Genomic DNA, 25,505 nt, shown 5'->3' with positions numbered 1-25,505 from the left:
AGGATGTTTCTAATGAAGCGCTTATTCTGCTTTGCCGCGTTTGCGGCTGCATTGTTGGGGCACACTTACACTGCACAAGCAGCGGGTGTGGAGTTTGGGGTAGGCCAGACCAGCGACTCGACCATGACTTATCGTCTGGGCATGCAGTTCGACTGGGACAAGAGTTGGCTGCAAAGTGATGTCGGTCGCCTGACCGGCTACTGGAGCGGCGCCTATACCTATTGGGAGGGGGACGAGACGTCCAGCAACCACAGCCTGTCGTTCTCGCCTGTGTTTGTGTATGAGTTTTCCGGCCAGAACGTGAAGCCTTACATTGAGGCGGGTGTCGGTGTGGCGTTGTTCGCCAATACCGAAGTGGAAGACAACAAGCTCGGTACGGCTTTCCAGTTTGAAGATCGCATCGGGTTCGGCCTGCGCTTCAACGGTGGACATGAAGTGGGCATTCGCGCCACGCATTACTCCAACGCCGGCATCAAGTCGACCAACGACGGTGTAGAAAGCTACGCGCTCCACTACACGATGCCGCTGTAACAAAACAGCTTGAGAACTGTGGGAGCGAGCAGGCTCGCTCCCACAGTAAATCAGCTCTGTCAGATCATTCCTTTATCGATACGCCGTCGCAATCCCTTGGCGTTCTTCCAGGCACTCCGGCGCCCCCATCTCGAATTCGCGGCAGATCAGCGGGCGCTTTTCGTAGATGCTGCACATCATGCTGTCCCGATCCAGGGCCGCGCACCACCCGTCATCGAGTCGCAGCATCACCTCGGCACCCCAATCGTCCGTGGCGATAAACCGTTGCGGCACCCCGGTGTCGGTGATCAACATCACTTCCAGCTGGCAGCAGCACGCCGCGCACGTCGAGCAGGTGATGACCGGTGCCGGGATTTCATGCAGGGGGATGGTTTTCATGACGCGCAGTGTAAGGCAATCGGCGGCTCAGGGTTGTCCCTTGATCGGATAGCCGTTTTTTGCCTGGCATGAGTCGGTATCGGCCGGCATGGTTTCGGTCGAAGAAGGTAAGGGCCAGAGTGCGGTCATGCATGCGATGGGGAGCGCGACTTCCCGGGGGCGTTCGACGAGTTGTTCGAGCACATGCCGCGCCGCTTCGTCCGCTGACTGGTGGGCCTGCGTTAGAAAGCAACCGTCGGGCCCCAGCGACGGACCGTCATACCCAGGGTGCACCAACGTCACATCGATACCTGCGGATGCCAGCCCAGCTCGATCCGATGTGAACAGATAACGCATTGCATTGCCACCCGTTTCGTTTTGCGAGGGCGGCAGATAAGTTACCGGGCTGGCAATGCCCACCAGATGAGGTTCGGCCCCGGCGCGCAGCAAAGGCATGGCCACTTCAATACAGAAACTGGCGGCCAGCAGGTTGCTGCGCACGATGTGTTCTATCAAGGTGTGATCGGCCGGCTGCCCGTCAACGTACTCAGCCGTTCCGAGATTGAGGATCACGCTGTCCAAGGCGCCCCATTGGCGGGCGATTTGTTCGCCGATTTCGCGCACGCTCTGACTGTCGGTCAAATTGCCAGGCACTGTCAGCACTTGTCCTGGATAACGTACCGAAAGGCTGTCGCGCGATCGGGCCGAGCGCGAACTGACGGCCAGGTATGCGCCTGTCTCCAGGATCGCTTCAGCCAACGAAGCGCCGATTCCGTTGCCAGCCCCGGTGAGCCAATAGCGCCGCGGCAGTGTTAGACCCATTCCATGCTCCTTTCGATTAGACAGCGTACTGATTAAGCGCATTTTCAGTAGAGTCCATACGATTAGTAAGACTATATGTCATCGGGTAAATAATGCACCCCACAGGCCGGCATTTCTTGTTCGCTAATCGCCCATCCCTTCAGTACCTGCATCCTGGCGCGCTGGCAGGTTTCTGAACGCTGCCAGCGCACGCGCCCTGGATTCGCGCAAATCGACGATCGGTGCCGGATAATCCACTGCGCCAAACAAGCCGCCTTGGGTATTTGGGCTATGGACCCGTTGGCTGTCCAGATCGTTCAGTCCAGGTAACCAGCGTTTGATGAACAGGCCTTCGCGATCAAATTTTTCCGACTGGCTCATTGGGTTGAAGATGCGGAACCAGGGCGCCGAATCGGTGCCGGTGGAGGCGCTCCACTGCCAGCCGCCATTGTTGGCGGCCAGGTCGCCGTCGATCAAGTGCTGCATGAAAAAGCGCTCACCTTCACGCCAATCGATCAGCAGGTTCTTGGTCAGGAACATCGCGACCACCATCCGCAAACGGTTGTGCATCCAGCCGGTCTCCAGCAACTGACGCATGGCCGCATCGATAATCGGCAGGCCGGTGCGTGCTTGCTTCCAGGCCTCCAGTTCTGCGGGGGCCTTGCGCCACGCCAGCGCCTCGGTTTCCGGGCGGAACGCTTTATGGCGTGACACGCGTGGATAGCCCACCAGAATATGTTTATAGAACTCGCGCCAGAGCAATTCATTGATCCAGGTCACTGTTCCGGCACTTCCGCTTTCGAATTCACCCTGGTTGGCTTGTAGCGCGGCGTGCAGGCACTGACGCGGCGACACCACTCCGGCCACCAGATAGGCCGATAGCTGGCTGGTGCCCGGCCTGGCGGGAAAGTCCCGTTCGTTCTGGTAGTCGTCGATGTGTTGGTCGACAAAGGTGTCCAGGCGCCGACGGGCTTCGGTTTCGCCAGCGGGCCAGAGGGCGCGTAGCGCTTCGCTGGGTGGGGGAAATCCAGCGACTTGCGTCGGCACCGGGTCACGGGCAATGCCGGTGGGAGCCTGCCGGAGCGGTGTGGCGACCAGGCTCGGCAAGGAGAAATGCAGGCGGCTGTAGCAGACCTTGCGGAACTGGCTGAACACTTGGAAATAGTTGCCGGTCTTGGTCAGTACGCTGCCGGGCTTGAACAGCAATTGGTCGAGATGGCTGTGAAATTCAATGCCTTGGTCATTCAAGGCGCGGGCGACCTCGGCGTCGCGTCGCGTTTCATTCAGGCCGTACTCTTCGTTGACATGCACGGCGCCGACGTTCAGCTCGCGACACAGTTTGAGCAGCACTTCTGGGGCCTGGTGCCAATGCGCTGCGTCGCGGATCAGCAGCGCAATGTTCAATTCGTCCAGGGCCGCGCTCAACGCGCCGAGGTTGCGTAGCCAGAAATCGATCTTGCACGGTGCATCGTCATGGGCGCGCCATTGTTCGGGGCTGGTCAGGTACACCGCCACGCATGGGCCCTGGGCCGCTGCCGCCGCTAGGGCGGTGTTGTCGTGCAGGCGCAAGTCGCTGCGTAGCCAGATCAGTTGCATGCTGTTTTTTCCATCTAAAGGAGTGCTCTGCGGCTCAGTTCGCGATGAGCCGATAACGGGTCTACGGCCCAGGACACGTCAACCAGCGAGACGCCTGTGGATAACCTGGCGTGGTGGATAGACGCGGCCGGGCCGGCAATGATGATCGGGCAATCGATGCCGCCCAACAGCCGGGGCAGTTGGGAAAGGTTGAGGGCATGACTGGAATACAGCAGTACGCCCCGGGCCTTGAGGCGTTCCACCGCCAGGGCCAGTTCGCCCGGCGGTAGAGGGCTGTCGAGTACTTCCACCGGGCAGTCAGCGCTGCTGGCCAGCCAGGCAGTGAGCCACAGGTGCGGCTCCTGGGGCGAGTCTGAATGATTGACCAGCAACAATGGTGCGCCGCGCAGCTGACGGTTGTTGTGGTAGATGCGGCTGCCGAATTTGCTGCGCAGCCACGAGTACAGGAAGACCCGTTCCAGCTGCGCGCCGAACTGGCCCTGCCAGTGCAGGTGCAGCTCGGCCAGCAACGGCAAGAGCAATTGCTCGCACACGGTCCAGGGCGGGTATAGCGCCATCGCCTGATTGACCAGCTCATCGATCTGGCGCTCGGCCAGTTGCGTCACCGCCAGCACCAGGGCATGACGTTGGGGCTGCCAGTCATTCTCTGGCGCCTGCGTGGGTTCGCTCGGCGGCTGCGGTGTGTCCAGCAAGGGTTTGATCTTGCTCACGGCAACGCCACGATCGATCCAGGTGAGGATGTTCAGGATCCGTTGCACATGATCGGCATTGAACAGTCGGTGGCCCTTGGGCGTGCGGTGCGGCACGATCAGGCCGTAACGGCGCTCCCAGGCCCGCAGCGTGACGGCGTTGACACCGGTTTGCCGGGAGACCTCGCGTATGGGCAGCCAGCCTTGTGCCAGGGCCTGGGCAAAATCGGCCCCGAGGTCTTCGCGGGCGCTGGAGTCGGGCTCGTTGCTCATCAAATAGCGTTTCGCAGGCTAAGGTTTTCCGGGTGCGGTTGCAGGTAGACCTGCTGTGCCAGGTAAGGATCGGGGTGCTGGCGCAAGTGATGCTTGAGCAACGTCAGTGGCACTACCAAGGGCACGATGCCGAGGCGATATTGCCCGATGAGATGCTGTACTTCCTGTTTGTCCTCGGCGTCGATGGCGCGCTTGAGGTAACCGCTCAGGTGTTGCAGCACATTGGTGTGGGTGCGGCGGGTCGCGCATTTCTTCAAGGCCGCTATCAATGCACTGAAGTAGCGTGGGCCCAGCTCATCAGGGTCGGTCCTGCCCATGTTGCCCAACAAGGAGCCCAGGACCTTGTACTGCACCGGGTTGTGGGCCATCAGCAGGTATTTGTAGCGCGAGTGGAATTCGATCAGGCCGCGACGGGTCAGGCCCTGGCGACGCAAGGATTGCCAGGCGGCATAGGCAAACACGCGGGTCAGGAAGTTCTCCCGCAGCACCGGGTCGTTGAGGCGACCGTCTTCCTCCACCGGCAGGTCGGGGTGGTGGGCACAAAAGGCCTGGGCATAGATGCCGCGCCCGCCGCCGTCCTGGGTCACGCCGTTGTGGTCGTAGACCTTGACCCGCTCCAGCCCACAGGACGGCGATTTCTGCATGAAGATGTAGCCGCAAATGTCATCCAGTTCCCCTGCCATCTGCTGCCCATAGTCGGCCAGTGGCCGGGTCACGTTGAGGTCGCGATTCACCGTGCCCAGCGCCTCAGGGTGTCCGGGGTTGCCCACCAGGCGGATCGGTTCGCGGGGGATACCCAGGCCAATGGCGACTTCGGGACATACCGGCACGAACTCGAAATAGTCGACGAGGGTGCGGCTGCACAACTGCGATTGCTTGTGCCCGCCGTTAAAGCGAACTTCAGCACCCATCAGGCAGGCGCTGATGGCGATTCTGGGTTTGGCGATGGCTGCGCTGGGCATGGGCGACCTCTGATTGCTAAATCTTGTACAAATTTTTGTATATGTACAATATTTTTATCATAGGCTCGAACCTGCGCAAGTCAATCGGATTGAGTAGCGAGGCGGCGTCAAACTGTGTCGAAGGCAGGCTGCTGTCTCTTTCGACAGCAGCGTAAAGCGATGGGGTGACGCGATCTATTGCAGGCTTGCATGCAGGCGGCGGGCAGCTTCCTGGCCGCTTAGCCATGCGCCTTCGACCCGGCCGGACAGGCACCAGTCACCACACACATACAGGCCCAGGTCGGCATCGGCCAGGGCGCCCCATTCATGGTTGCCAGCGGGGCGGGCGTAGAGCCAGCGATGGGCGACACTGAAGCTTGGTGCGGGCATGGCGCTGTGCAGCAGTTCGGCGAAGGCGCCGTGCAGGTGTTCGATCACCGCTTCCTTGGACAGGTCGATGTGCTGCCGGCTCCAGTCGCTGGTGGCATGCAGTATCCAGGTATCGAGCTTGCTGTCGCGTCCGGGTTTGCTGCGGTTGCGGGCCAGCCAGTCGAGGGGGCTGTCCTGTACGAAGCAGCCTTCCATGGAGGTATCCAGCGGCTTTTCGAACGCCAGGGCCACTGCCCAGGTCGGGTCCATCTTTACCCCCGCTGCCACGCCAGCCAGCTTCGGCACGGCCGCCAGCAACGCGGTGGCCTGGGGTGCGGGCGTGGCGATCACCACCTGGCCGAAGGGGCCATGGGTGAAACCTTCCGCGTCCTGCAAATGCCAATGTTCCTGGCCGCGGTACACCTCGGTGATCCGGCAGGAAAACTGCACTTGCAACTTGCCGAGCAGGGCGCGGGTGATGGCGCTCATGCGCGGGGTGCCGACCCAGCGGGTCTGTTCGTCCGGCGAAGGGCTCAGTTGCCCGCCCTGGAAATTGTAGAGTTGCGGGTTCCATTCCGCGGCCCAGCCGTTGGCTTGCCAGCGCTGGACCTCCGTGACAAAGCGCCGATCGCGAGCGGTGAAGTATTGCGCGCCCATGTCCAGGGCGCCGGCATCGCTGCGTTTGCTCGACATGCGTCCGCCACTGCCGTGGCTTTTATCGAAGAGTTGAACGATATGCCCGGCCTCCGTCAGGGCCTGGGCGGCTGAAAGTCCGGCGATGCCGGTGCCGATGATTGCGATAGGTACAGTCATGAGGGCCTCGTTTACCTTTCTGTACAGACTACGCCGTCGTTTAAACCTGTACAATTCGGGTTTTTGGTATAAGTTTTACCGTTCGCGTTTGGACAGGTTGTCCTATTGTTAAACACAGACCCTGTCCGATACGAAAAATCCCTGCTTATAAAAATAGACTAATGGGCCGGGTAAAACGCGATGCGAGGAACATCTCATGCACATATTGCTGACCGGCGGTACTGGTTTGATCGGACGTCAGCTCTGCCGCCTCTGGTTGGAGCAGGGACATCGCTTGACGGTATGGAGTCGCCGGCCTGAAGAGGTGGCGAAAATCTGTGGGGCACAAGTGCGCGGCGTTGCCAGGCTCGAGGACATCGATGTGCCGGTGGACGCGGTGATCAACCTCGCGGGAGCGCCCATTGCCGACCGGCCCTGGAGCCACAAACGCAAGATGTTGCTATGGAGCAGTCGCATCACATTGACGGAAGTTTTGCTGGCGTGGCTGGAGCGTTGCGAACAGAAACCGCAGGTGTTGATTTCCGGTTCGGCAGTGGGCTGGTACGGCGATGGTGGCGAGCGCGAGTTGACCGAGGAATCGGGACCGGTGAGCGAAGATTTTGCCAGTCAGTTGTGTATCGCCTGGGAAGAAACCGCGCAGCGGGCCGAGGCGCAGGGCATGCGCGTGGTACTGGTTCGTACCGGCCTGGTCCTGTCTGCCGAGGGCGGCTTTTTGTCGCGGCTGTTGCTGCCATTCAAACTGGCGCTGGGCGGGCGTATCGGCAATGGTCGGCAGTGGATGCCGTGGATTCATATTGACGATCAAATCGCCCTGATTGATTTTCTTCTGCACCGCTCTGATGCCAGCGGTCCTTATAATGCGTGCGCTCCTAACCCGGTGCGCAACCGCGATTTTGCCAAGGCCTTGGGGCGCGTGTTGCATCGGCCAGCCGTGGTGCCGATGCCGGAGCTTGCGTTGAAAGTCGCATTGGGGGAATTGTCACTGCTGTTGCTCGGCGGCCAGCGCGCCACGCCGGCCCGACTGCAGGCGGCGGGTTTCACATTCCGGTTCACTGATTTGCCTGCGGCCCTGGAAGACTTGTCCAGCCGCCTTTGAAATAGGACGTTGCATGACCGATCACGCGTTGCTTCTGGTGAATCTGGGTTCGCCTGCCTCCACTTCGGTGGCCGATGTGCGCCGCTACCTCAATCAATTCCTGATGGATCCGTATGTCATCGACTTGCCATGGCCGGTACGGCGCTTGCTGGTGTCGCTGATTCTGATCAAGCGTCCCGAGCAGTCGGCTCATGCCTACGCTTCGATCTGGTGGGAGGAGGGGTCGCCGTTGGTGGTGCTCAGTCGTCGGCTGCAACAGGCCATGACCGCGCAGTGGACCCAGGGCCCGGTGGAACTGGCGATGCGTTATGGCGAGCCGTCCATTGAATCGGCGCTGGTGCGCCTGGCGAGCCAGGGGCACAAAAAGATCACCCTGGCGCCGTTGTACCCGCAGTTCGCTGACAGTACCGTCACCACGGTGGTCGAGGAAGCGAAGCGGGTTGTGCGGGAAAAGAAGCTCAATGTGCAGTTCTCGATTCTCCAGCCGTTCTACGACCAGCCGGAGTACCTCGACGCCCTGGTGGCCAGCGCCAAGCCCTACCTGATGCAGGATCACGATCACCTGCTGTTGAGTTTCCACGGCTTGCCCGAGCGACACCTGACCAAGCTCGACCCAACGGGGTTCCATTGCTTCAAGGATGCCGACTGCTGCAAGAACGCACCGCCGGAAGTCATGGCCACCTGTTACCGCGCCCAGTGCATTCGCACGGCCGAACAGTTCGCCCAGCGCATGGGGCTCAAGGAGGGCCAGTGGTCGGTGTCGTTCCAGTCGCGGCTGGGCCGTGCCAAGTGGATCGAACCCTACACCGAAGCGCGCCTGGATGAGTTGGCCAAAAGCGGTGTGAAGAAAGTCTTGGTGATGTGCCCGGCGTTCGTGGCCGATTGCATCGAGACCCTGGAGGAAATCGGCGATCGCGGGCGCGAGCAATTCCGCGCGGCAGGAGGGGAGGAGCTGGTGCTGGTGCCGTGTCTCAACGACGAGTCGCAGTGGGCGAAGGCGTTGAGTACGTTGTGTGAGCGGGCGCCCATCGCTTTGTGAAATTCAAGGGCCCCATCGCGAGCAGGCTCGCTCCCACAGTGGATCTCGAGTGATCACAAAACTGGTGTTCACAACAGATCCCATGTGGGAGCGAGCCTGCTCGCAATAGCTATCTGACTGACAACAAAACCTCAAGCTCGAATCAGATCAGCGGCTCATCCGCCTTCTTCTGCTTCCAGCTGTCATTGCCCGGCAGCAGCAGGTTCAGGGCGATCGCCACTACCGCGCACAGCGCAATGCCTTTGAGGCCGAAGTCGTCCGGGCCGGTGCCGGTGCCCACCAGTACACCGCCGATGCCGAACACCAGGGTCACCGAAACGATCACCAGGTTGCGCGCTTCGCCCAGGTCGATCTTGTGGCGGATCAAGGTGTTCATGCCCACCGCCGCGATCGAACCGAACAACAGGCACAGGATCCCGCCCATCACTGGCACCGGGATGCTTTGCAGCAGCGCGCCGAACTTGCCGATGAACGCCAGGCTGATGGCGAAGATCGCCGCCCAGGTCATGATCTTCGGGTTGTAGTTCTTGGTCAGCATCACCGCACCGGTCACTTCGGCGTAGGTGGTGTTGGGCGGGCCGCCGAACAGGCCGGCGGCGGTGGTGGCGAGGCCGTCACCGAGCAGGGTGCGATGCAGGCCGGGTTTTTTCAGGTAGTCGCGACCGGTCACGCTGCCCACGGCAATCACGCCGCCGATGTGCTCGATGGCTGGCGCCAGGGCCACCGGTACGATGAACAGGATCGCCTGCCAGTTGAATTCAGGTGCAGTGAAGTTTGGCAGGGCGAACCACGGCGCGGCGGCGATTTTCGCGGTATCCACCACACCGAAGAAAAACGCCATGGCAAAGCCCACCAGCACGCCGGAAATGATCGGCACCAGGCGGAAAATACCTTTGCCGAACACCGCGACGATCAGGGTGGTGAGCAGGGCTGGCATCGAAATCAGCATCGCGGTTTGATAATGAATCAGTTCGGTGCCGTCGCCGGCCTTGCCCATCGCCATGTTGGCCGCAATCGGCGCCATGGCCAGGCCGATGGAAATGATCACCGGGCCAATGACCACCGGCGGCAGTAGCCGGTCGATGAAGCCGGTGCCCTTGATCTTCACCGCCAGGCCCAGGAAGGTGTAGACGAAACCCGCCGCCATCACGCCACCCATGGTCGCGGCCAGGCCGAACTGGCCCTTGGCGAGGATGATCGGTGTGATGAAGGCAAAGCTCGACGCCAGGAACACCGGCACCTGGCGTCCGGTGACGATCTGGAACAGGATCGTCCCCAGGCCGGCGGTGAACAGCGCCACGTTAGGGTCCAGCCCGGTGATCAGCGGCATCAATACCAGCGCGCCGAAGGCGACGAACAGCATCTGCGCACCGGACAGGACCTGGCGCCAGAGCGGGTCGTTGAACTCGTCCTGCATGCTCAAGCGTCCTTCTGCTTGGTGCCGAAGATCTTGTCGCCGGCATCGCCCAGGCCCGGGATGATGTAGCCATGCTCGTTGAGTTTCTGGTCGATGGACGCGGTGTAGATGGTCACATCCGGGTGGGCGTCCTGCACGGCCTTGATGCCTTCGGGCGCCGCGACCAGCACCATGGCGCGGATGTCCCGGCAACCGGCTTTTTTCAACAGGTCGATGGTGGCGACCATGGAGCTGCCGGTGGCGAGCATCGGGTCGATGATCATCGCCAGGCGCTCGTCGATTTCCGGCACCAGTTTTTCCAGGTAGGTGTGCGCCTGCAGGGTCTGCTCGTTGCGAGCCACGCCCACGGCGCTGACCTTGGCCCCGGGGATCAGGCTCAGTACGCCCTCGAGCATGCCGATGCCGGCGCGCAGGATCGGCACCACGGTGATCTTCTTGCCGGCGATTTTCTCGACCTGGACCGTACCGGCCCAACCGTCGATTTCATAGGACTCCAGGGGCAGGTCCTTGGTGGCTTCGTAGGTGAGCAGCGCACCGACTTCCTGGGCGAGTTCACGGAAGTTCTTCGTGCTAATGTCAGCGCGGCGCATCAGGCCGAGTTTGTGTCTGATCAGCGGATGGCGGATCTCGAGGATGGGCATGGGGAAGGCTCCGGCGGCGGGCAAAAAAACCGGCCTAGATTAATCTATCCGAGGGTGTTGTCCTATAGACAATACAGAACGTTAGTCCACAAACGCTTGATCTGGCCGGGCGGGATGCGTACCTTTGCCGGCTTTTCCGAACCCGTCCCCCTCAATCTCTCCTGGAGAGCGCCATGTCCGCTGATCTCGAGCATATCCGTCAAATCATGCGAGAGGCTGACTGCCTGTACACCGAAGCTGAAGTCGAAGCGGCCATCGCCCGTGTCGGTGCGCAAATCAACGACCAACTGGCGGATGCCAACCCGGTGGTGTTCTGCGTCATGAACGGCGGGCTGATTTTCTCCGGCAAGCTGCTGACCTACCTGAACTTCCCCTTGGAAGCGTCCTACCTGCACGCGACCCGTTATCGCAACGAAACCAGCGGCGGTGATCTGTTCTGGAAAGCCAAGCCGGAAGTCTCGTTCATCGACCGTGACGTGCTGATCATCGACGACATCCTCGACGAAGGTCATACCCTGGGCGCGATCATCGATTTCTGCAAACACGCCGGCGCTCGCGCCGTGCACACCGCCGTGCTGATCGACAAGGACCATGACCGCAAGGCGCGGCCTGACTTGAAAGCCGATTTTGTCGGCCTGCCGTGCGTCGACCGCTACATCTTTGGCTACGGCATGGACTACAAAGGCTACTGGCGCAACGCTAATGGCATTTTTGCCGTCAAGGGGATGTAATCGATGACTCGGCCAAGTTTTCTGGAACGCGCACTGTTCGACGATTTGGCCGAAAAAGCTGCGGCCAGTCCTCGCGGGCGGCAGCACCATAATTTCCATGCGATGGACGAGCCGTGCCACCGCATGGCGGTGGGCTTGCAGCCTTCGACCTACATTCCACCGCACCGCCACCTGAGCGCCGACAAGGCGGAAACCTTGCTGGTACTCAAGGGCCGGTTGGGTGTATTGATCTTCGACGACGCCGGTGCGGTGGTGGATAAGCGCATCCTGCAGGCCGGTGGCGATTGCCTCGGGGTCGACCTGCCAGCCGGCGTGTATCACGGCTTGGTGGTGCTGGAAGCCGACAGCCTGATGTTCGAATGCAAGGCCGGCCCATACCGGCCTGTGGGCGAGGGCGAACTGGCCGACTGGGCGCCCCGCGAAGCCGAGCCAGGCGTGGCCGAGTACCAGGCCTGGATGCGCGCGCAGTTCGACTGAACGATGCGGCAGCAGGGCTTCTGTGGCGAGGGGATTTATCCCCGCTGGGTTGCGAAGCGACCCCGAGATTGTTGGTGTGCCCAAGAGCTTGCGAGTGCTCCGCACTCGAACGGGGATAAATCCCCTCGCCACAGATCAGACAAATCTTGAATGAGCGGCGCTGCCGGCTGCGAGCCATTTTTCGCTTTTGACCCGCGCCTGCTCCAGGGTTTGCACATACGCCAATTGGCGCTGCTCGCGATGAATGCCGGCACGGCGCAATTTCAGGCGCACCCGGGGGGCGGTCGCCACCAGGATCAGGCCGATGCCCTGCTTGCGATAGTCTTTCAGGATATTTTCAAAAGCGGCCAGCGCGGTCATGTCCAGCATCGGCACGGCGCTCATTTCCACCACCACCACGCGCACCCCCGGATCGAACTTGCGCAGCACATCCAGGGCTTTTTCGGCTGCACCGAAGAACAGCGGCCCACGGATTGCGTAGCAGCGTACATGCTCGGGCATGTCCAGCAAGGCTTGATGGAAGTGACGAGGCAGTTCGGCGCTGTCCGTCAGCTCGCTCATGCGCTTGATGAACAGGCCGGCGGCCAGCAGCAGGCCGACGGCAACCGCCATGACCATGTCGAACAAAACGGTCAGGCTCAGGCAGGTCAGCAGCACCAGTACGTCGCTGCGCGGCGCAATGCGCAACGTGTGCAGGACATGCCCGGCTTCGCTCATGTTCCAGGCAACTATCACCAGCAGTGCCGCCAGGGCAGCCATGGGCAAGTAACTGAACAACGGCGCCAGCAGCACCATCGCCAGCAGTACCACGAGGCTATGAATGATCGCGGCCAGCGGTGAAGAGGCGCCACTGCGCACATTGGTCGCGCTACGGGCAATGGCCGCCGTGGCGGTGATACCACCGAACAGCGGCGCCACGACGTTACCCAGGCCTTGGCCGATCAGCTCGGCGTTGGGGTCGTGCTTGCTGCCGGTCATGCCGTCCGCCACCACGGCGCACAGCAGCGATTCGATGGCGCCAAGCATGGCAATGGCGAAGGCCGGGCCCAGCAATTGGCGGAGCAGGTCATAGGACAGCACCAGGGGATGGCCCTGGCCATCTGGCAGGTTCCATGGCCAGTCAAAGCGCGGCAAAAACGGCGGGATACCGGGATGGCTGATGCCATCGACCACATAGCTGAAACGCTCACCCAATGTCGCAACCGGCCAACCGCCGCGTTCCAGCACCAGTCCCAATAGCGCCCCGACCAGCAAGGCCACCAGATGCCCGGGAACCCGTGGTACCCAGCGTGGCCAGGCAATCAGCACCGCCAGGCAACTGATGCCGATGATGCCATCGCCGAGTCGGGCACTGGGCAGCGCCACGATCAATTCGCCCAGCTGTTCGATGTAGTGCTTGGCTTGCCCGACGGTGGTCAGCCCCAGCAGATCCTTCAGTTGCAAGGTGGCGATGACCACGCCGATCCCGGCGGTAAAGCCGAGGATGACCGGATAGGGAATGTATTGGATCAGTCGCCCGGCGCGCATCAATCCCAAGGTGATCAGAATCAGGCCGGCGAGCATGGTGCACAACAACAGGCCACCGAGGCCGTATTGTTGGGTAATGGGCAGCAGGATCACCACGAACGCCGCCGTCGGCCCGCTGACGTTGAAGCGCGAGCCGCCGGTGAGGGCGATCAAGGGCGCGGCCACCAACACCGTGTACAAGCCGTGTTGCGGCGGGACACCGACGGCAATTGCCAGGGCCATGGCCAGTGGTATGGCGATAATACCGACGGTCAACCCGGCCACCAGATCGCCGCGCAGGCGTTCAAGGGTGTAACCGGCGCGCCAGCTTTGGCGCCAAGCGGCGAATAACGGTGGGGCGGAGAAAGACATGGGGACTCCACGCACGAAAGAAAGGAAACCCCCTGAGCCTTGGCAAACACAGGACCCGTGGCGAGGGAGCTTGCTCCCGCTCGAGTGCGTAGCGCTCGCAAAATTCTGGGGCAACTGCGCAGCCCGGCGGGAGCAAGTTCCCTCGCCACAAAGGCATACACCTGCTGGGCAAGGCTGATGGCTCTCTGAGTATGCCGCGCTCGTCGTGTGTAAGTATTGATCCGGGTCGTTATTTTTACCGTCCAGGCTCATGCTAGAGTGCCAGGCCAAGACCCTGGAGCCTGTCATGAGTGTATCGATCCGCCGCTGCGCCGCTCTGCTGTTGATGTCCAGCCTGTCCCTGGCGGCTGTGGCCGCGCCGATGCACAGCCAGTTCCTGCCCCCCGATGACCTGGTGGTGCGCCAGGAGCAGCCTGAACAGCAGCAATTGCTGCAAGTGACCGAGTATTCGGTGGTGCTGGGTAACCAGCGTCAGTCCAACCAGCAACCGATACCGGTCACTTCTCCCTTGCTGGTGCGCCTCAAGGGCAAGCCGATGAACAAGGGGGCCACCCTCAACCAGGTGATCCTCAACTTCGACGGCGAAAGCAAGAGCCTGAAGAAGCCGGTCTTCGACGAGGCGAGCAAGACCCTGACGCTGTCTTATCCACAGGCCCAGTACCGGGTGGTCATCGATCTGTTGCGCAACAACACGGTCTACGTGCAGTTTCTCACCTATGCCAATGGTCATATCTGGGCCGACCTGCACACCGGTGCCGAACGCCCGCGTTGAGCCTGGGCGTTGCCGGGGGTAAACTGCCCGCCCCGTGAACTGTGCGAGCTGGAGCCGGCAATGCGTAAAGACAAGAAACAAGTGATTGGCGACGAGATTGGCGATGAACAGATCAAGCTGTTCCTCAATTTCGAACCGGTCGATGCCACTTCGCCGTCGCTGCACAAACTGATCAAGGCCTACCGTGGCCTGCGGGTCGACGATTTCGAGCGCTTCCTGACGTTTTTCGTCGAAGCCGGTCATGACCTCAATGGCAAGGATGAGCATGGCAACGATTTCGTGGCGTTGGTCCAGGACCAGCGCAATGCCGAGGAATATATCGAGTTGATCAAAAAAGCGCGTGGCTGATTGCGTTAAAGTATTGTCAGCGCCCTTCGGGGCGTTTGAAGTTCCGTCAGTGTTTCTGCGTTTTATTCAACCGGGTCCGAAAGGTTATGTCACCATTCGGGCTGTTTTGTTTTAACTGCATTTCCATTACTTTTGCACTGAAGCCAAGTGGCTTCAGTCTAATTGTTCAATGGAGTTGTATTTATCATGGAAGATAAAAGCAGATATATCGCCGGGGCGTTATTGTCTCTGGTCGGTTGTACGGCAAGTTCGGTTTCCAGTGCGTTCGATGAGATCGTCAATGTGGAAATCTTCAATGCAACGTCAGCGGTCATCGTACCGGGCAGCGATTTCACGTGGTCCCTGGCCCCGGAAAACGCAGGCCACAGCTTTTCGGTGAATCCCGGTGAGAGCCAGGAGCTAACCTATTACCTGCCCCAGTCGCGCGCCGAACGGGAATCGTTTACCTACACTCAAGGAAGGCGCACCTGTCATTTCAGTTTCGGGCATATCGCCAGAGCGCCGTTGAGCGACCAGCAGACAATGCCTTATCTTCGCTGGGCTGAAGCGAAGCCGGCAGGTTCTTGTAGTGCAGAGTTATTGGAAGTCGAAGATGACGACGATTATGTTCGTCATGGCGGAAGTCGCGTCAAGTTCAGCATGAAGTCATAACGCGGATAATAAAAAGCCTCCCGTTTGCGCGGGAGGCTTTTTATAAGTGCAGTATCAGGCGTAACTTTGAGCCTTGTTGTCTTCAACCAATTCCAACGCAATGTTGTTTTGCGCGTTGATCTTGCGATACAGCGCTGCGTCGGTTTCCAGCACTTTTTCCCGGGCCGGGAAGATCTCTGCGAGCTTGGCGGCCCACTCGCCCTTGGCCTTGTCCGGGAAGCAGCGCTCGATCAGTTCCAGCATGATCGACACGGTCACCGAAGCACCCGGCGATGCGCCGAGCAGGGCGGCGAGGGTGCCGTCCTTGGCTGCCACCAGTTCGGTGCCGAACTGCAGGACGCCACCTTTCTTCGGATCCTTCTTGATGATCTGCACCCGTTGGCCGGCCACTTCCAGGCGCCAGTCCTCGGCTTTCGCCTCGGGGTAGAAGCGCCGCAGGGATTCCAGGCGTTGTTCCATGGATTGCATCACTTCGCTGATCAGGTACTTGGTCAGGTCCATGTTGTCCCGGGCCACGGCCAGCATCGGGCCGATGTTGCCGGCGCGTACCGACAGTGGCAGGTCCATGAGCGAGCCGTGCTTGAGGAACTTGGTGGTGAAGCCGGCGTACGGCCCGAACAGCAGGGACTTCTTGCCATCGACCACACGCGTGTCCAGGTGCGGTACCGACATGGGCGGCGAACCCACGGCCGCCTGGCTGTAGACCTTGGCCTGGTGGTGCTTGACCACTTCCGGGTTGTCGCAACGCAGCCACTGGCCGCTGACCGGGAAGCCGCCGAAGCCCTTGCTTTCCTCGATGCCCGAAGCCTGAAGCAGCGGCAACGCGGCGCCGCCGGCCCCCAGGAACACGAACTTGGCATCGACGTCGCGGCTGCTGCCGGAATTGACGTCCTTGATGGTCACGGTCCAGCCACTGCCGTTGCGCTTGAGGCCGGTGACGCGCTTGCAGTATTTGACCTGGGTGTCCGGGGCGCTGGTCAGGTGCTTGAGCAACTGGTTGGTCAGGGCGCCGAAGTTGACGTCGGTACCGTTCATGACACGGGTCGCGGCGATGACTTCGTCGGTCGGCCGGCCTGGCATCATCAGCGGCATCCACTCGGCCATCTTGGCCTTGTCTTCGGTGTATTCCATGTCGGCGAAGGCGTGATGCTGGCGCATCAGCTCGAAGCGCTTCTTCAGGAACGACACGCCTTTCTCGCCTTGCACGAAGCTCAGGTGTGGCACCGGGGCGATGAAGGACTTGGAGGAACCGAACGTGCCTTTTTGGGTCAGGTACGTCCAGAACTGCTTCGACACCTCGAACTGGGTGTTGATGTGCACGGCTTTCTTGATGTCGACAGTGCCGTCGGCCGCCTGGGGCGTGTAGTTGAGCTCACACAGCCCGGCGTGGCCGGTGCCGGCGTTGTTCCACGGGTTGGAACTCTCCGCGGCACCGGAATCCATCAGCTCGACGACTTCCAGCGAAATCGCGGGGTCGAGCTCCTTGAGCAGGACGGCCAGGGTGGCACTCATGATGCCGGCCCCTACCAGAACTACATCGACTGCTTCGTTATGCGCCATTTAACGCGTCTCCAAAATCTGCAGCACCAAATTGTCGGCATAGCGGCCAGGAGTGGCGGGGCAGGTCAGTTGCGCCCCAGTTATCCATGGCCAGGATCGCCATGTCCGAATCTTCGCAATTTTTCGCACCTACTGCGGATGCATGCAGCCTGGCCTCAAGAGTCACATGAACTCATTTAAGCGCCGGGCAGGCAATTCGACTTATGGCCGAGACATCCGTTCGTGCAACCAAATCCGTAGCGGACAGGCTTCAGGCGCCGGTTCTTGAGCGATATCCGGTCCTGTGTCGTTGGGCTGTTTCAGACGCTAATGGTGCTTGTTCAGACGCAAAACTCTTCATTTGCTCGCCACACTCTCGTGAAGTTGTGAAAACCCGTTTTTTCACGCTCTTTTGAAGACGTGAACCTCAAAAAAGGGCTGTCCCAGCCTGGCACTGCGCCCGGTTTGGTTGCCCCCATGTAGTACATGACAGGCAAAACGGGCAGACAGCTCAGTGACCGAGCGTAATGACAGCTCTGCAGATTCGCGAAAAGTGGGGATTTGCCTGAAGAACAGCAAGCGCGCCAGCTTCACTCGATCTGTGTGGGCGGCTCTCTGTGGGCGTTGCGGGGTGCCAATACCAGCGCATCAGCGGTGTTGCGAGGCCCGATCAGGAGACGTCCTTATAATCGGGGGGAGATTGTATCGAAGAAACGCAGGGAAATGGTCGTGTTTAATGACTTTTATTAGCCGTCTGGTCAGATGGTCAACAGCTGTCGGTTGCGTGGGCGAGCACTAAGCGGTTGCACGCGGGCGCTGGCGGGCAATGGCTGGTGCAACCAGTTGAGACGAATCTCGTCGATTTCCACCCAGCCTTCGCCCATGGGTTGCAGGCTGCATTGCTTGAATGCCTGGCAACGGCCATTGCGATCGAGCAGGGCGAAGCTGCGGTGATGTGGGCGTGGGGTGAACAGGGAAATAAGGAAGCGCATGATCGAATACCGGGTCAGGGAGCTTGGGATAAGCCTGACAGCGGGCCATGACATGCCGGTGTAAGGACCGTGACAATGGGGTGACAGGAACCGGCAGCCACGGCCCGTGTCAGACATCTGGTTCACGGCGATGGCGCACCGCTATACTGCCGGCTTGTTTGTGCCCGATTCTGGAGAGAAGAGCATGTTGCAACGCCTGTTGTTCGGTTTGATCGCTGTGACCAGTCTGACCCTCGTCGGCTGCGCCCACAGCCCGCAACAACTTAACCCGGAGCCCAAGCTCAACGCCCAGTTGGCGCCTGTGGGTCGTGGCCAACCGGTGGTGGTGCGGGTCGTGGACGGTCGTCCGTCGCCGACGCTCGGCACCCGTGGCGGGTTGTATCCGGAAACCAGCGTGATCACGGTGCAGGGCGCGCAGATCCTGCCCAAGCTGCAGGCCCAGGCTGAAGCCGCGGTGCGTTTGCTCGGTTTCACGCCGACCGCCAATGCCTTGAATGCCCCGCAACTGACCGTGACCCTGGCCGAGCTCAAGTACCAGTCGCCCAAGGAAGGCATGTACGTGACCGAAGCCACCATCGGCGCGACCTTCCGCTCCGATGTGCAGAACGCCAACCGCCGCTACAGTGGTCGTTACGGTGCTTCCCTGGACCAGCGCTTCGGCATGGCACCTAACCAGGACACCAACACCAAGCTGGTCAGCGACGTCTTGAGCGATGCCCTGACCCGGCTGTTCAAGGACCCGACCATTGGCCAGGTGCTGGCAGAGTAAGTAATACGTCCGATAACCCCTGTGGGAGCGAGCCTGCTCGCGATAGCGGAGTGTCAGCCACTTTAGTATTGACTGATCCACCGCCATCGCGGGCAAGCCTTGCTCCCACAGGGGTTTTTTATGGGTGATATTCTCAGGCTGCCTGGGAATACAGCTCCAGCACACTGATCCCGGTCAGCAGGTCGGTCTCTGGAAGGTCGGCATGTTGATGGCCGCCGAGGGCGCAATACACCAGCCAATGTCGGTCCTGCACGTTGAAGGACAGGCTGTCGACGAGGTTCTGTTGTTCGTCGCTCGGGCTGATGAGATAGAGGCGATCCTGGTTTTCGGCGTGCAGCATGACGGGTTCCGGGCAAGTTTGAAGGGCGACAGAGTGGCCTAATCAGATGACGAAACCGTGACGCAAAGAATTATGATGGATTGAACCTTTCTCTTGTGGCGAGGGGATTTATCCCCGTTCGAGTGCGCAGCACTCGCAAGCTCTTGGGCGCTGCAGAAATCCTGGGGCCGCTTCGCAGCCCAGCGGGGATAAATCCCCTCGCCACAAAATCACTCGGTCATCACCGCAGGGGATCGTTACTGGTCGGAAAAAACGGCGCAGGGCGGCAGGCTTTCGGTAGAATCCGCGCCCTGTTCGTAGGCCCGGATGTGTCCTGTCCGTTTTTCGCTTGAGGTTCGTGATGTCGTCGCATCTGCTTTCGTTGTTCGCCGCCCACCCCGCCAAACTGATCAACCTGCTGGCGTTGCTGTTTGCCTGCCCGGGTGGTTGGGTGTTGCATGCCACGCGTCGCCGTGAACAACGGGCGCGGGCCTGCCTTGAAGCGCGCAATCGCGAAGGTAATGAACGATTCGAAGCTCTGCTGGACCTGGCCACCCAGCGGATGAACCGGTTTTTCTACCGGTTTGGCTTTGGCTGCCTGGCGCTGGCGTTGCTGGTGTCGTGGATCAGTACGCAGTTCTGATGGCGTAGCCGTTTTGATCGGGGACCTGGTGACCTGTGGCGAGGGGATTTATCCCCGTTGGGCTGCGTAGCAGCCCTGATCGGTTTGATGTGATCGACCTGACTCACCGAGCTGTCAGGGTTTGGGGCTGCTGCGCAGCCCAGCGGGGATAAATCCCCTCGCCACAGCAAGCTCCCTCGCCACAGGGAACCCTTGTCCTCAGACCTATCGCTTAAAGCGCCAGTCCCGCCTTGACCCGATACTGATTACGCACCGGCGTCGCATATTGCAGCACCAGGAATGGCCGGTGTTCCGGTGGGCAGGCGTCCAGCCGGCGCTGCCATTCCTGTTCGGCCTTGGCCAGCTCTTCGGCGCCAAACACCTCGGCCGCTGTCGGAACCTGCAACTGCGGGTCGGCGTCGGCCCATTGGGCGTAGGCCAGGTAATGCACCGGGAACAGCCGGTAGCCGCCGAGAATCTGCCGGTCCATCTCCTGGGCCAATTGCTTGGTGTCCTCGTAGAACTCGGTGATCGGCGCGGCGAAGTTCACGTGGACCCGGCCCTTGTAACCGGTGATGCCCTTGGCGATGCTCACGTCGTCCTCGCCTGGCGCCTTGGTGTAGGTGCCGGTGGTGGCGCGGATGTACAGCTCGCGGGCCTTGGCCTGGTCGCACGGGTCGTATTCGTAGCTGATCGACACCGGTGTGAGGTTCAGCGACTGGATCACCTCGCCGAACGGCTCGTCCTTGCGGCTCATGTGGAACATCTTGAGGATCGCCGACTCCGTCCGGTCGTCACCGTCCTTGGCCCGTCCTTCGGCCTGGGCGATCCAGATCGAGGCGCAGTCGTTGCGGATCGAATGGTTGATGTACGCCGACAACAATTGGTACGCCGCCATTTTTTCCCGGCGTCCGGTGATGGAGCGGTGCACGATGAAGCTCTTGTTCAGGCGCATCAGGTCGCTGACAAAGGGCTTTTGCAGCAGGTTGTCGCCAATGGCGATGCGCGGCGTCGGCAGGCCGGCGTGGTACACCGCGTAGTTGACGAAGGCCGGGTCCATCACGATATCGCGGTGGTTGGCGATGAACAGGTACGCACTGCCCGACTTGAATTGCTCCACCCCGGTGTAGGTCACGCCATCGGTGGCGCGCTCAATGGTGTGGTCGACGTAGAACTCCACCTTGTCCTGCAACGTGGCGACCGACGTCACACCAGCGAACTCACGGCGCAATCTTTGCGCTATAAGGGGTTTGAGCATCCAGCCGAAGGCGCCGGCCAGGCGTGGGAAGCGGAAGTGGGTGAGGATATCTAGAAACGCCTTGTCGCCGAGCAGCCGTGCCAGCACCGCTGGGACTTCACTGTCGTCGTAAGGTCGGATGGCATCGAATTCGCCCATCATGCTCTCTTGTTGGAAACGGCTAGGGTAAGTAAAGGTTCGATCAAAAAACGACGGGGCACGGTCTGGAAGATAAGCCAGACAAAAATAGCCCTGCAAATAGACCGGCGATTATACGCACAAGTCACCTGGGAGACCGCGATGCTGGAAACCGCTCTGTATGAATGTCCGTATTGTGGTGAGGAAGTGGAGACTTCGGTGGATCTGTCCGGTGGCGATCAGACCTATATCGAGGACTGTCAGGTCTGTTGTCGCCCGATAACTTTTGTACTGCAGGTCCACGGTGAAGAGTGGCATCTCGAGGTCTTTAGCGAAAACGAGTGATGGGGGCGTCCATGCGACGAATCTATGAGCTGGAAAATCTGATGGAAGGCGAGTTGCTCCAAGGCATGCTCGCCAGCGAAGGCATCACGGCGCACCTGGTGGGGCGTGATCTGCTGGGCGGTGCCGGGGAACTGCCGATGCACGGGCTGTTGGGGCTGGCGGTGGAGGACGATCAGGCGCAATACGCCCGGGAGTTGATCGCCGAGTACAATGCCGCGCTGCCATTGCCCGGCGATGAACCGGACAGTTACCCCGGCACGCTGGTCTGCTAGGCTGGCGGCCGTTTGATCAAGAGTCGTGTTGCCCCCATGTGTGGACGTTATGCCCTGTTTCGCTGGAACCCCGCCTTCGCGGCCCTGCCCGGTTTTCCCGCCGATCAGAAGGCCCAATGGAATATTTCGCCCAACGATTCGGTGCTGATGCTGCGGGCCGGCGCCGATGGCCAGCGCGAACTGGCCCGAGCGCGCTGGGGCTTGACGCCACCGTGGCTGACCGACCTGTCCCGCACCCCGGCCCATGCCCGGGCCGAAACCGTGGCCGAGCAGCCGATGTTCCGTGAGGCCTTGCGCCTGCGCCGCTGCCTGCTGCCGGCCAATGGTTTCTATGAATGGCGTGGCGGCACGCGCAAGCGTCCGTACTGGCTGACACCGGGGGAGGGTTCGTCGTTGTTCTTTGCCGCGATCTGGGAGGCGTATCCGGTGCAGGAGCAGGTGTGGCTGAGCACGGCGGTCATCACCCAACCGGCGGCGGGTCAACGTCGGCCATTGATCCTGGACGAAGAAGGCCAGCGCCTGTGGCTCGATCCCGCAACCCCGCTGCATGCCTTGCAAGGGCTGCTGGCCAGCGAACCGGCGCCACTACGCGAGCGAGTGCTGGCCAACATGGTCAATGATCCGAAGCTCAACGGGCCGGAGTGCTTGACCCCGGCTTGAGTTTTGCGGCGATTGTACTGGCCTCATCGCGAGCAGGCTCGCTCCCACAGTGGATTGCTGGTGTACTCAAATTTCCCTTATATCCGCGATCCCTGTGGGAGCGAGCCTGCTCGCGATGGCGTCGTGTCAGTCAACCTCAATGCTGGCTGATCTGTCGTCATCGCGAGCAGGCTCGCTCCCACAATAGATTCGGGGGTTACTCGTGATGCGGTTCACCGAGGAAGGTCAACGAGGTGAACACGCCGCGCGTGGCCACGTCCTTGTCGTCCTTGAGCGCAATTTCCATCTGCGCCGCGATCACGTTCAAGCCTTCGTTGCGCACCAACACCTTGGCCCGGCCTTCCGCGTCAGTTTCCGTCGATACGGTGTTTGGCGCGCTGCGGTAGTCGCCCACCAGCTTCACCCCGGCCGCCGGTTTGCCATCCAGCAGCACCCGTACCGGCAATGACTGGCCCGGCCCGACGGTCAGCGGGTCGACTTCCGGCAGGATCACGAACTTGATCGGTGCAAGCGCCGGCAGTTTTGCCCCCGGCTCATAGATCGCCAGGCTGTACTTGAACGTGTGGGTCGATTCAATCGCTCCGGGCACTTTGCTGCGGCCTTCGTTGATCCACTTCTTGTCGGCGGTCTGCGACCACATGCCGTTGTCCAGCGCCACCGCCAGCACGGCCGGCGGCTTGAGCGGTTGCAGGCGGGCGTGGTCCGGCAGGCGCTCCACGGTGACGGGGATCATCTTGCCGCCCAGGTCATAGGCCCAGGCGCCGCTGACTTTTCGCGCTTTGAAGGCATTGTCTTCGGCACCGTGACCGTAGACCACTTCGATGTTGCCGCGCCGCTGTTCGGTCCACAGGCCATGGGCCGAGGCCTGTGTGGCCAGGAGCAGGCCGAGCAGGGCGAAGGTCTTGGGGTGTTTCATGTCGATTTTCCTTTTATAGCGCGAGGGTGAGACTGACAGTGAAGTTGCGCGGCTCGCCGGGGGTGACCCAGTAGTTGCTGTAGGAGCGCTCGTAGTATTTTTCGTCGAAGACGTTGTTCAGGTTCAGGCCCACGGTGACGTCATCGCTGGCCTTGTAATGGGCCAGCAGGTCGACTGTGTGGTAGGCCGGCAGTTCGAAATCCTTGCCGGCCTCGCCCGAGCGATCCCCGACGTAAGTGAATGCCGCGCCGACGTCCGAGCCGCGCAGGTGGCCGTCCTGGAATTCGTAGACCCCCAGCACGCTGCCGCTGTGTTTGGCGACGCCGAGGATCCGGCTGCCGGTGGGAATCTGCTGATCGCCCTTGGTCACTTCGGCATCGATGTAGGCGAAGGCGCCGATCACCCGTACGGCATCGGTCACTTGCCCGGTGAATTGCAGGTCGATGCCTTGGCTGCGAGCCTTGCCCACGGCCCGGCTGAAGTCGGTCCCGGCGACCGGGCTCAGGACGTTTTCCTTCTCTATATGGAACGCCGCCAGGGTGGTGCTCAGGCGGTCGTCGAACAATTCGCTCTTGATTCCCACTTCATAGCCGACGCCTTCCTCGGGATTGAAAGATTTGCCGTCGGCATCCAGACCGTTATTGGGCTTGAATGAAGTGGAGGCGTTGGCGAACAGACCCACCTGGGGCCTCAGTTGATACAGCAGGCCGGCTCGTTGCGTCAGGGCGTCGTGGCGCTGGCGGCTGGTGCGATCACGGGTGTGGTCGTCGATGCTCTGCTCGAAATGCTCGTAGCGCACGCCGAGCAGGCCCCGCAGTTTGTCGGTGAAGACGATCTGGTCCTGCAGGTTCAGCGCGCGGCTTTGCACATGTTCGAAGAAGTCTGTGCCGGTACGAGCACCATTGGGTTTCGGCTGGCCGTAGATCGGCTGGTAGATGTCGATGGGGTAGGTGCCGCCGCCGATGGTGGTCACGCGCTCGTTCTTGCGGTAGTCCTCATATTCGCTGCCGATCAGCAGTTCGTGCTGCCACGGGCCGAGGTCGAACAGGCCACGCAATTCCAGTTGGGTGATGCTGTCGTGCCAATTGTTGTCACGCTCGCGATAGCGGCGGTTCACCGTATGGCCGTCGGCGTTCAGCGGGCGCGCTTCGGAGGCGAAACCCCAGAGTTCACCCTGTTTGTAATGGCTGGCCAGGCGCAGTTGCCAGGTGTCGTTGAGCTGATGTTCGAGGGCGGCCTGGAGCATGTTGTTGTGATTGTCGATATCGCCGTCGTTGGGTTCGCCTAGAAAGGTCGAGCGGGAAACGCCGCTCCAGCGATTGTCCGGGGCGACGATGCCGCGGTCGAAGGTTGAGCTGTGGCGCACGATTTCGCTTTCCACCAGCAACCGCGTGTCGGGGTTCAACTGCCAACTGATGGAAGGGGCGACGAAGACGCGCTTGCTGTCGACGTGATCGCGAAAGCTGTGGTTGTCCTCGACCGCCAGATTGACCCGCGACAACAAGTGGCCTTCGGTATCCAGTGGCGTGTTGACGTCCAGCGCGGTGCGATAGCGATCCCAACTGCCGGCGCTGGTTTGCAGGGTGGTGAAGGCTTCAGGCTGGGGTTTCTTGGTGACGATGTTTACCGTGCCACCCGGGTCGCCTCGCCCATACAGGCTGGCGGCGGGGCCCTTGAGCACTTCGATGCGTTCGATGTTGGCCGCGTCCGGGGTGCTTGGGTAGCCGCGATTGGCGCTGAAACCATCCTTGTAGAACTCCGACGTCGTGAAGCCGCGCACGCTGTATTCGTAGAGCGTCAGGCCACCGAAGTTGTTTTGTTTCGACACGCCGCCGGCATATTCCAATGCCCGTTCGACGTTGGTGCTGCCCAGGTCCTTGAGCACGCTTGCGGGAATCACGCTGATCGATTGCGGGATGTCGCGCAGGGCCGTATCGGTTTTGGTGGCACTGGCGGAGCGGGTGGCGCGGTAGCCCGTCACGGGGCCGGTGGGCGATTCGTACTCGGATGTGACGCTGATGGCGTCCAGTTCCACGGGCTGGGTTTCTTCGGCGTAGGCGGGATCGCCGAGCAGACCCAGGGCGAGGCTGGCAACGGAAATCCGTTTCAGGGATGACATGTTATGTTGTTCCAATTTTTAGTATTGAAACAATATAACACTACTAATGAGAATTTATGCTATTCCTGATTTTCAGAAAAAGTAGCGCCAGACGCTGTTTTCGTGGCGAGGGAGCTTGCTCCCGCAGGGCTGCGAAGCAGCCCCAACAGGATTGATG

General features: G+C 60.9%; 28 protein-coding genes. 13 read left to right on the top strand and 15 right to left on the bottom strand.

The window, feature by feature from the left end:
• The first annotated feature begins 12 nt into the window (after positions 1–12).
• Positions 13–531, top strand: coding sequence for an acyloxyacyl hydrolase (locus DTP52_RS20155; RefSeq protein ID WP_025215451.1), 519 nt, complete (start codon positions 13–15; stop codon positions 529–531).
• Between the two features lie 72 nt (positions 532–603).
• Here DTP52_RS20155 and DTP52_RS20150 read toward each other — a convergent pair whose 3' ends face one another.
• The 6 genes from DTP52_RS20150 to DTP52_RS20125 all read right to left on the bottom strand — a co-directional run bounded on the left by DTP52_RS20150 (position 604) and on the right by DTP52_RS20125 (position 6,370).
• Positions 604–909: a YkgJ family cysteine cluster protein gene (locus DTP52_RS20150; protein WP_109754908.1), complete on the bottom strand. Its 306-nt coding sequence runs from the start codon at positions 907–909 to the stop codon at positions 604–606.
• 27 nt (positions 910–936) lie between these two features.
• Positions 937–1,710, bottom strand: a complete 774-nt coding sequence (locus tag DTP52_RS20145; protein WP_109754907.1) for an SDR family oxidoreductase — start codon at positions 1,708–1,710, stop codon at positions 937–939.
• Between the two features lie 123 nt (positions 1,711–1,833).
• Complete coding sequence (gene phrB, locus DTP52_RS20140; RefSeq protein WP_109754906.1) at positions 1,834–3,285, bottom strand: deoxyribodipyrimidine photo-lyase; 1,452 nt, start codon at positions 3,283–3,285, stop codon at positions 1,834–1,836.
• 14 nt (positions 3,286–3,299) lie between these two features.
• Positions 3,300–4,247: a MerR family transcriptional regulator gene (locus DTP52_RS20135; protein WP_109754905.1), complete on the bottom strand. Its 948-nt coding sequence runs from the start codon at positions 4,245–4,247 to the stop codon at positions 3,300–3,302.
• The gene (locus DTP52_RS20130; protein WP_109754904.1) at positions 4,247–5,209 is read right to left on the bottom strand and encodes a DUF523 and DUF1722 domain-containing protein; all 963 of its coding nucleotides are present in this window, start codon (positions 5,207–5,209) and stop codon (positions 4,247–4,249) included. Before DTP52_RS20130 ends, DTP52_RS20135 begins: the two co-directional genes overlap by 1 nt.
• Before the next feature lie 174 nt (positions 5,210–5,383).
• Positions 5,384–6,370 (bottom strand): NAD(P)/FAD-dependent oxidoreductase, encoded by a 987-nt coding sequence (locus tag DTP52_RS20125; RefSeq protein ID WP_109754903.1) that lies wholly within the window; start codon positions 6,368–6,370, stop codon positions 5,384–5,386.
• A gap of 196 nt (positions 6,371–6,566) precedes the next feature.
• On the opposite strand from DTP52_RS20125, the gene DTP52_RS20120 reads away from it, so the two are divergent.
• Together DTP52_RS20120 and hemH are read left to right on the top strand one after the other, a co-directional pair.
• A complete protein-coding gene (locus DTP52_RS20120) occupies positions 6,567–7,466 on the top strand; it encodes a TIGR01777 family oxidoreductase (RefSeq protein WP_109754902.1) in 900 nt (299 codons plus the stop codon).
• 13 nt (positions 7,467–7,479) lie between these two features.
• Positions 7,480–8,505, top strand: a complete 1,026-nt coding sequence (hemH, locus tag DTP52_RS20115) for a ferrochelatase (protein WP_109754901.1) — start codon at positions 7,480–7,482, stop codon at positions 8,503–8,505.
• Between the two features lie 142 nt (positions 8,506–8,647).
• Here the strand turns inward: hemH and DTP52_RS20110 are convergent, their stop codons facing one another.
• Together DTP52_RS20110 and upp are read right to left on the bottom strand one after the other, a co-directional pair.
• Positions 8,648–9,922 carry a uracil-xanthine permease family protein gene (locus DTP52_RS20110; protein WP_109754900.1) on the bottom strand — a complete coding sequence of 425 codons (1,275 nt, stop codon included), beginning with the start codon at positions 9,920–9,922 and terminating at the stop codon, positions 8,648–8,650.
• A 2-nt stretch (positions 9,923–9,924) separates the two neighbouring features.
• On the bottom strand, positions 9,925–10,563 hold the full coding sequence (upp, locus tag DTP52_RS20105; RefSeq protein ID WP_003185330.1) for a uracil phosphoribosyltransferase: 639 nt from the start codon (positions 10,561–10,563) through the stop codon (positions 9,925–9,927).
• Positions 10,564–10,736: 173 nt separating this feature from the next.
• Between upp and DTP52_RS20100 the strand changes: the two genes are divergently transcribed.
• Positions 10,737–11,294, top strand: coding sequence for a hypoxanthine-guanine phosphoribosyltransferase (locus tag DTP52_RS20100; RefSeq protein WP_060614135.1), 558 nt, complete (start codon positions 10,737–10,739; stop codon positions 11,292–11,294).
• 3 nt (positions 11,295–11,297) lie between these two features.
• Complete coding sequence (locus DTP52_RS20095; RefSeq protein WP_109754899.1) at positions 11,298–11,771, top strand: WbuC family cupin fold metalloprotein; 474 nt, start codon at positions 11,298–11,300, stop codon at positions 11,769–11,771.
• Positions 11,772–11,906: 135 nt separating this feature from the next.
• Here DTP52_RS20095 and dauA read toward each other — a convergent pair whose 3' ends face one another.
• The gene (gene dauA / locus DTP52_RS20090) at positions 11,907–13,649 is read right to left on the bottom strand and encodes a C4-dicarboxylic acid transporter DauA (RefSeq protein WP_109754898.1); all 1,743 of its coding nucleotides are present in this window, start codon (positions 13,647–13,649) and stop codon (positions 11,907–11,909) included.
• 286 nt (positions 13,650–13,935) lie between these two features.
• Between dauA and DTP52_RS20085 the strand changes: the two genes are divergently transcribed.
• The 3 genes from DTP52_RS20085 to DTP52_RS20075 all read left to right on the top strand — a co-directional run bounded on the left by DTP52_RS20085 (position 13,936) and on the right by DTP52_RS20075 (position 15,420).
• Positions 13,936–14,421, top strand: a complete 486-nt coding sequence (locus DTP52_RS20085; protein WP_109754897.1) for a hypothetical protein — start codon at positions 13,936–13,938, stop codon at positions 14,419–14,421.
• 60 nt (positions 14,422–14,481) lie between these two features.
• Entirely contained in the window at positions 14,482–14,769 is a 288-nt protein-coding gene (locus DTP52_RS20080; protein WP_109754896.1) for a PA4642 family protein, read from the top strand.
• Positions 14,770–14,955: 186 nt separating this feature from the next.
• A complete protein-coding gene (locus DTP52_RS20075) occupies positions 14,956–15,420 on the top strand; it encodes a hypothetical protein (protein ID WP_109754895.1) in 465 nt (154 codons plus the stop codon).
• A gap of 54 nt (positions 15,421–15,474) precedes the next feature.
• Here the strand turns inward: DTP52_RS20075 and mqo are convergent, their stop codons facing one another.
• The gene (gene mqo, locus DTP52_RS20070; protein WP_109754894.1) at positions 15,475–16,980 is read right to left on the bottom strand and encodes a malate dehydrogenase (quinone); all 1,506 of its coding nucleotides are present in this window, start codon (positions 16,978–16,980) and stop codon (positions 15,475–15,477) included.
• Positions 16,981–17,717: 737 nt separating this feature from the next.
• On the bottom strand, positions 17,718–17,951 hold the full coding sequence (locus tag DTP52_RS20065; protein ID WP_109754893.1) for a hypothetical protein: 234 nt from the start codon (positions 17,949–17,951) through the stop codon (positions 17,718–17,720).
• 184 nt (positions 17,952–18,135) lie between these two features.
• Here DTP52_RS20065 and DTP52_RS20060 point away from each other — a divergent pair, with 184 nt between their 5' ends.
• Positions 18,136–18,720 carry a YajG family lipoprotein gene (locus tag DTP52_RS20060; RefSeq protein ID WP_003205489.1) on the top strand — a complete coding sequence of 195 codons (585 nt, stop codon included), beginning with the start codon at positions 18,136–18,138 and terminating at the stop codon, positions 18,718–18,720.
• A gap of 133 nt (positions 18,721–18,853) precedes the next feature.
• Here the strand turns inward: DTP52_RS20060 and DTP52_RS20055 are convergent, their stop codons facing one another.
• Entirely contained in the window at positions 18,854–19,060 is a 207-nt protein-coding gene (locus DTP52_RS20055; protein WP_047735959.1) for a hypothetical protein, read from the bottom strand.
• A 340-nt stretch (positions 19,061–19,400) separates the two neighbouring features.
• Here DTP52_RS20055 and DTP52_RS20050 point away from each other — a divergent pair, with 340 nt between their 5' ends.
• A complete protein-coding gene (locus tag DTP52_RS20050) occupies positions 19,401–19,682 on the top strand; it encodes a hypothetical protein (RefSeq protein WP_109754892.1) in 282 nt (93 codons plus the stop codon).
• A 211-nt stretch (positions 19,683–19,893) separates the two neighbouring features.
• On the opposite strand, the gene DTP52_RS20040 is transcribed toward DTP52_RS20050, so the two are convergent.
• A complete protein-coding gene (locus DTP52_RS20040) occupies positions 19,894–21,060 on the bottom strand; it encodes a 1-acyl-sn-glycerol-3-phosphate acyltransferase (protein WP_109754891.1) in 1,167 nt (388 codons plus the stop codon).
• Positions 21,061–21,198: 138 nt separating this feature from the next.
• On the opposite strand from DTP52_RS20040, the gene DTP52_RS20035 reads away from it, so the two are divergent.
• Genes DTP52_RS20035 through DTP52_RS20025 form a run of 3 tightly spaced genes read left to right on the top strand, consistent with a single transcriptional unit; the run spans position 21,199 to position 22,313 of the window.
• Entirely contained in the window at positions 21,199–21,381 is a 183-nt protein-coding gene (locus DTP52_RS20035) for a CPXCG motif-containing cysteine-rich protein (RefSeq protein WP_109754890.1), read from the top strand.
• Positions 21,382–21,392: 11 nt separating this feature from the next.
• Positions 21,393–21,653 (top strand): putative signal transducing protein, encoded by a 261-nt coding sequence (locus DTP52_RS20030; protein ID WP_109754941.1) that lies wholly within the window; start codon positions 21,393–21,395, stop codon positions 21,651–21,653.
• 36 nt (positions 21,654–21,689) lie between these two features.
• Entirely contained in the window at positions 21,690–22,313 is a 624-nt protein-coding gene (locus tag DTP52_RS20025; RefSeq protein WP_109754889.1) for an SOS response-associated peptidase, read from the top strand.
• 196 nt (positions 22,314–22,509) lie between these two features.
• On the opposite strand, the gene DTP52_RS20020 is transcribed toward DTP52_RS20025, so the two are convergent.
• Complete coding sequence (locus DTP52_RS20020) at positions 22,510–23,229, bottom strand: DUF4198 domain-containing protein (protein ID WP_109754888.1); 720 nt, start codon at positions 23,227–23,229, stop codon at positions 22,510–22,512.
• A 13-nt stretch (positions 23,230–23,242) separates the two neighbouring features.
• Entirely contained in the window at positions 23,243–25,348 is a 2,106-nt protein-coding gene (locus DTP52_RS20015; protein WP_109754887.1) for a TonB-dependent siderophore receptor, read from the bottom strand.
• Positions 25,349–25,505: the final 157 nt, after the last annotated feature.

This window comes from Pseudomonas sp. 43mfcvi1.1, from assembly GCF_900115935.1.
GTDB classification, from domain to species: Bacteria; Pseudomonadota; Gammaproteobacteria; order Pseudomonadales; family Pseudomonadaceae; genus Aquipseudomonas; species Aquipseudomonas bijieensis.
The sequence above is the reverse complement of the archived record's forward strand: the minus strand, read 5'-3'. Positions and strand labels throughout refer to the sequence as shown.

Coding starts and splice junctions, on each gene's coding strand:
- DTP52_RS20155 (WP_025215451.1), top strand. CDS start 13: ATGAAGCGCTTATTCTGCTTTGCCGCGTTTGCGGCTGCATTGTTGGGG.
- DTP52_RS20150 (WP_109754908.1), bottom strand. CDS start 909: ATGAAAACCATCCCCCTGCATGAAATCCCGGCACCGGTCATCACCTGC.
- DTP52_RS20145 (WP_109754907.1), bottom strand. CDS start 1,710: ATGGGTCTAACACTGCCGCGGCGCTATTGGCTCACCGGGGCTGGCAAC.
- phrB (WP_109754906.1), bottom strand. CDS start 3,285: ATGCAACTGATCTGGCTACGCAGCGACTTGCGCCTGCACGACAACACC.
- DTP52_RS20135 (WP_109754905.1), bottom strand. CDS start 4,247: ATGAGCAACGAGCCCGACTCCAGCGCCCGCGAAGACCTCGGGGCCGAT.
- DTP52_RS20130 (WP_109754904.1), bottom strand. CDS start 5,209: ATGCCCAGCGCAGCCATCGCCAAACCCAGAATCGCCATCAGCGCCTGC.
- DTP52_RS20125 (WP_109754903.1), bottom strand. CDS start 6,370: ATGACTGTACCTATCGCAATCATCGGCACCGGCATCGCCGGACTTTCA.
- DTP52_RS20120 (WP_109754902.1), top strand. CDS start 6,567: ATGCACATATTGCTGACCGGCGGTACTGGTTTGATCGGACGTCAGCTC.
- hemH (WP_109754901.1), top strand. CDS start 7,480: ATGACCGATCACGCGTTGCTTCTGGTGAATCTGGGTTCGCCTGCCTCC.
- DTP52_RS20110 (WP_109754900.1), bottom strand. CDS start 9,922: ATGCAGGACGAGTTCAACGACCCGCTCTGGCGCCAGGTCCTGTCCGGT.
- upp (WP_003185330.1), bottom strand. CDS start 10,563: ATGCCCATCCTCGAGATCCGCCATCCGCTGATCAGACACAAACTCGGC.
- DTP52_RS20100 (WP_060614135.1), top strand. CDS start 10,737: ATGTCCGCTGATCTCGAGCATATCCGTCAAATCATGCGAGAGGCTGAC.
- DTP52_RS20095 (WP_109754899.1), top strand. CDS start 11,298: ATGACTCGGCCAAGTTTTCTGGAACGCGCACTGTTCGACGATTTGGCC.
- dauA (WP_109754898.1), bottom strand. CDS start 13,649: ATGTCTTTCTCCGCCCCACCGTTATTCGCCGCTTGGCGCCAAAGCTGG.
- DTP52_RS20085 (WP_109754897.1), top strand. CDS start 13,936: ATGAGTGTATCGATCCGCCGCTGCGCCGCTCTGCTGTTGATGTCCAGC.
- DTP52_RS20080 (WP_109754896.1), top strand. CDS start 14,482: ATGCGTAAAGACAAGAAACAAGTGATTGGCGACGAGATTGGCGATGAA.
- DTP52_RS20075 (WP_109754895.1), top strand. CDS start 14,956: ATGGAAGATAAAAGCAGATATATCGCCGGGGCGTTATTGTCTCTGGTC.
- mqo (WP_109754894.1), bottom strand. CDS start 16,980: ATGGCGCATAACGAAGCAGTCGATGTAGTTCTGGTAGGGGCCGGCATC.
- DTP52_RS20065 (WP_109754893.1), bottom strand. CDS start 17,951: ATGCGCTTCCTTATTTCCCTGTTCACCCCACGCCCACATCACCGCAGC.
- DTP52_RS20060 (WP_003205489.1), top strand. CDS start 18,136: ATGTTGCAACGCCTGTTGTTCGGTTTGATCGCTGTGACCAGTCTGACC.
- DTP52_RS20055 (WP_047735959.1), bottom strand. CDS start 19,060: ATGCTGCACGCCGAAAACCAGGATCGCCTCTATCTCATCAGCCCGAGC.
- DTP52_RS20050 (WP_109754892.1), top strand. CDS start 19,401: ATGTCGTCGCATCTGCTTTCGTTGTTCGCCGCCCACCCCGCCAAACTG.
- DTP52_RS20040 (WP_109754891.1), bottom strand. CDS start 21,060: ATGATGGGCGAATTCGATGCCATCCGACCTTACGACGACAGTGAAGTC.
- DTP52_RS20035 (WP_109754890.1), top strand. CDS start 21,199: ATGCTGGAAACCGCTCTGTATGAATGTCCGTATTGTGGTGAGGAAGTG.
- DTP52_RS20030 (WP_109754941.1), top strand. CDS start 21,393: ATGCGACGAATCTATGAGCTGGAAAATCTGATGGAAGGCGAGTTGCTC.
- DTP52_RS20025 (WP_109754889.1), top strand. CDS start 21,690: ATGTGTGGACGTTATGCCCTGTTTCGCTGGAACCCCGCCTTCGCGGCC.
- DTP52_RS20020 (WP_109754888.1), bottom strand. CDS start 23,229: ATGAAACACCCCAAGACCTTCGCCCTGCTCGGCCTGCTCCTGGCCACA.
- DTP52_RS20015 (WP_109754887.1), bottom strand. CDS start 25,348: ATGTCATCCCTGAAACGGATTTCCGTTGCCAGCCTCGCCCTGGGTCTG.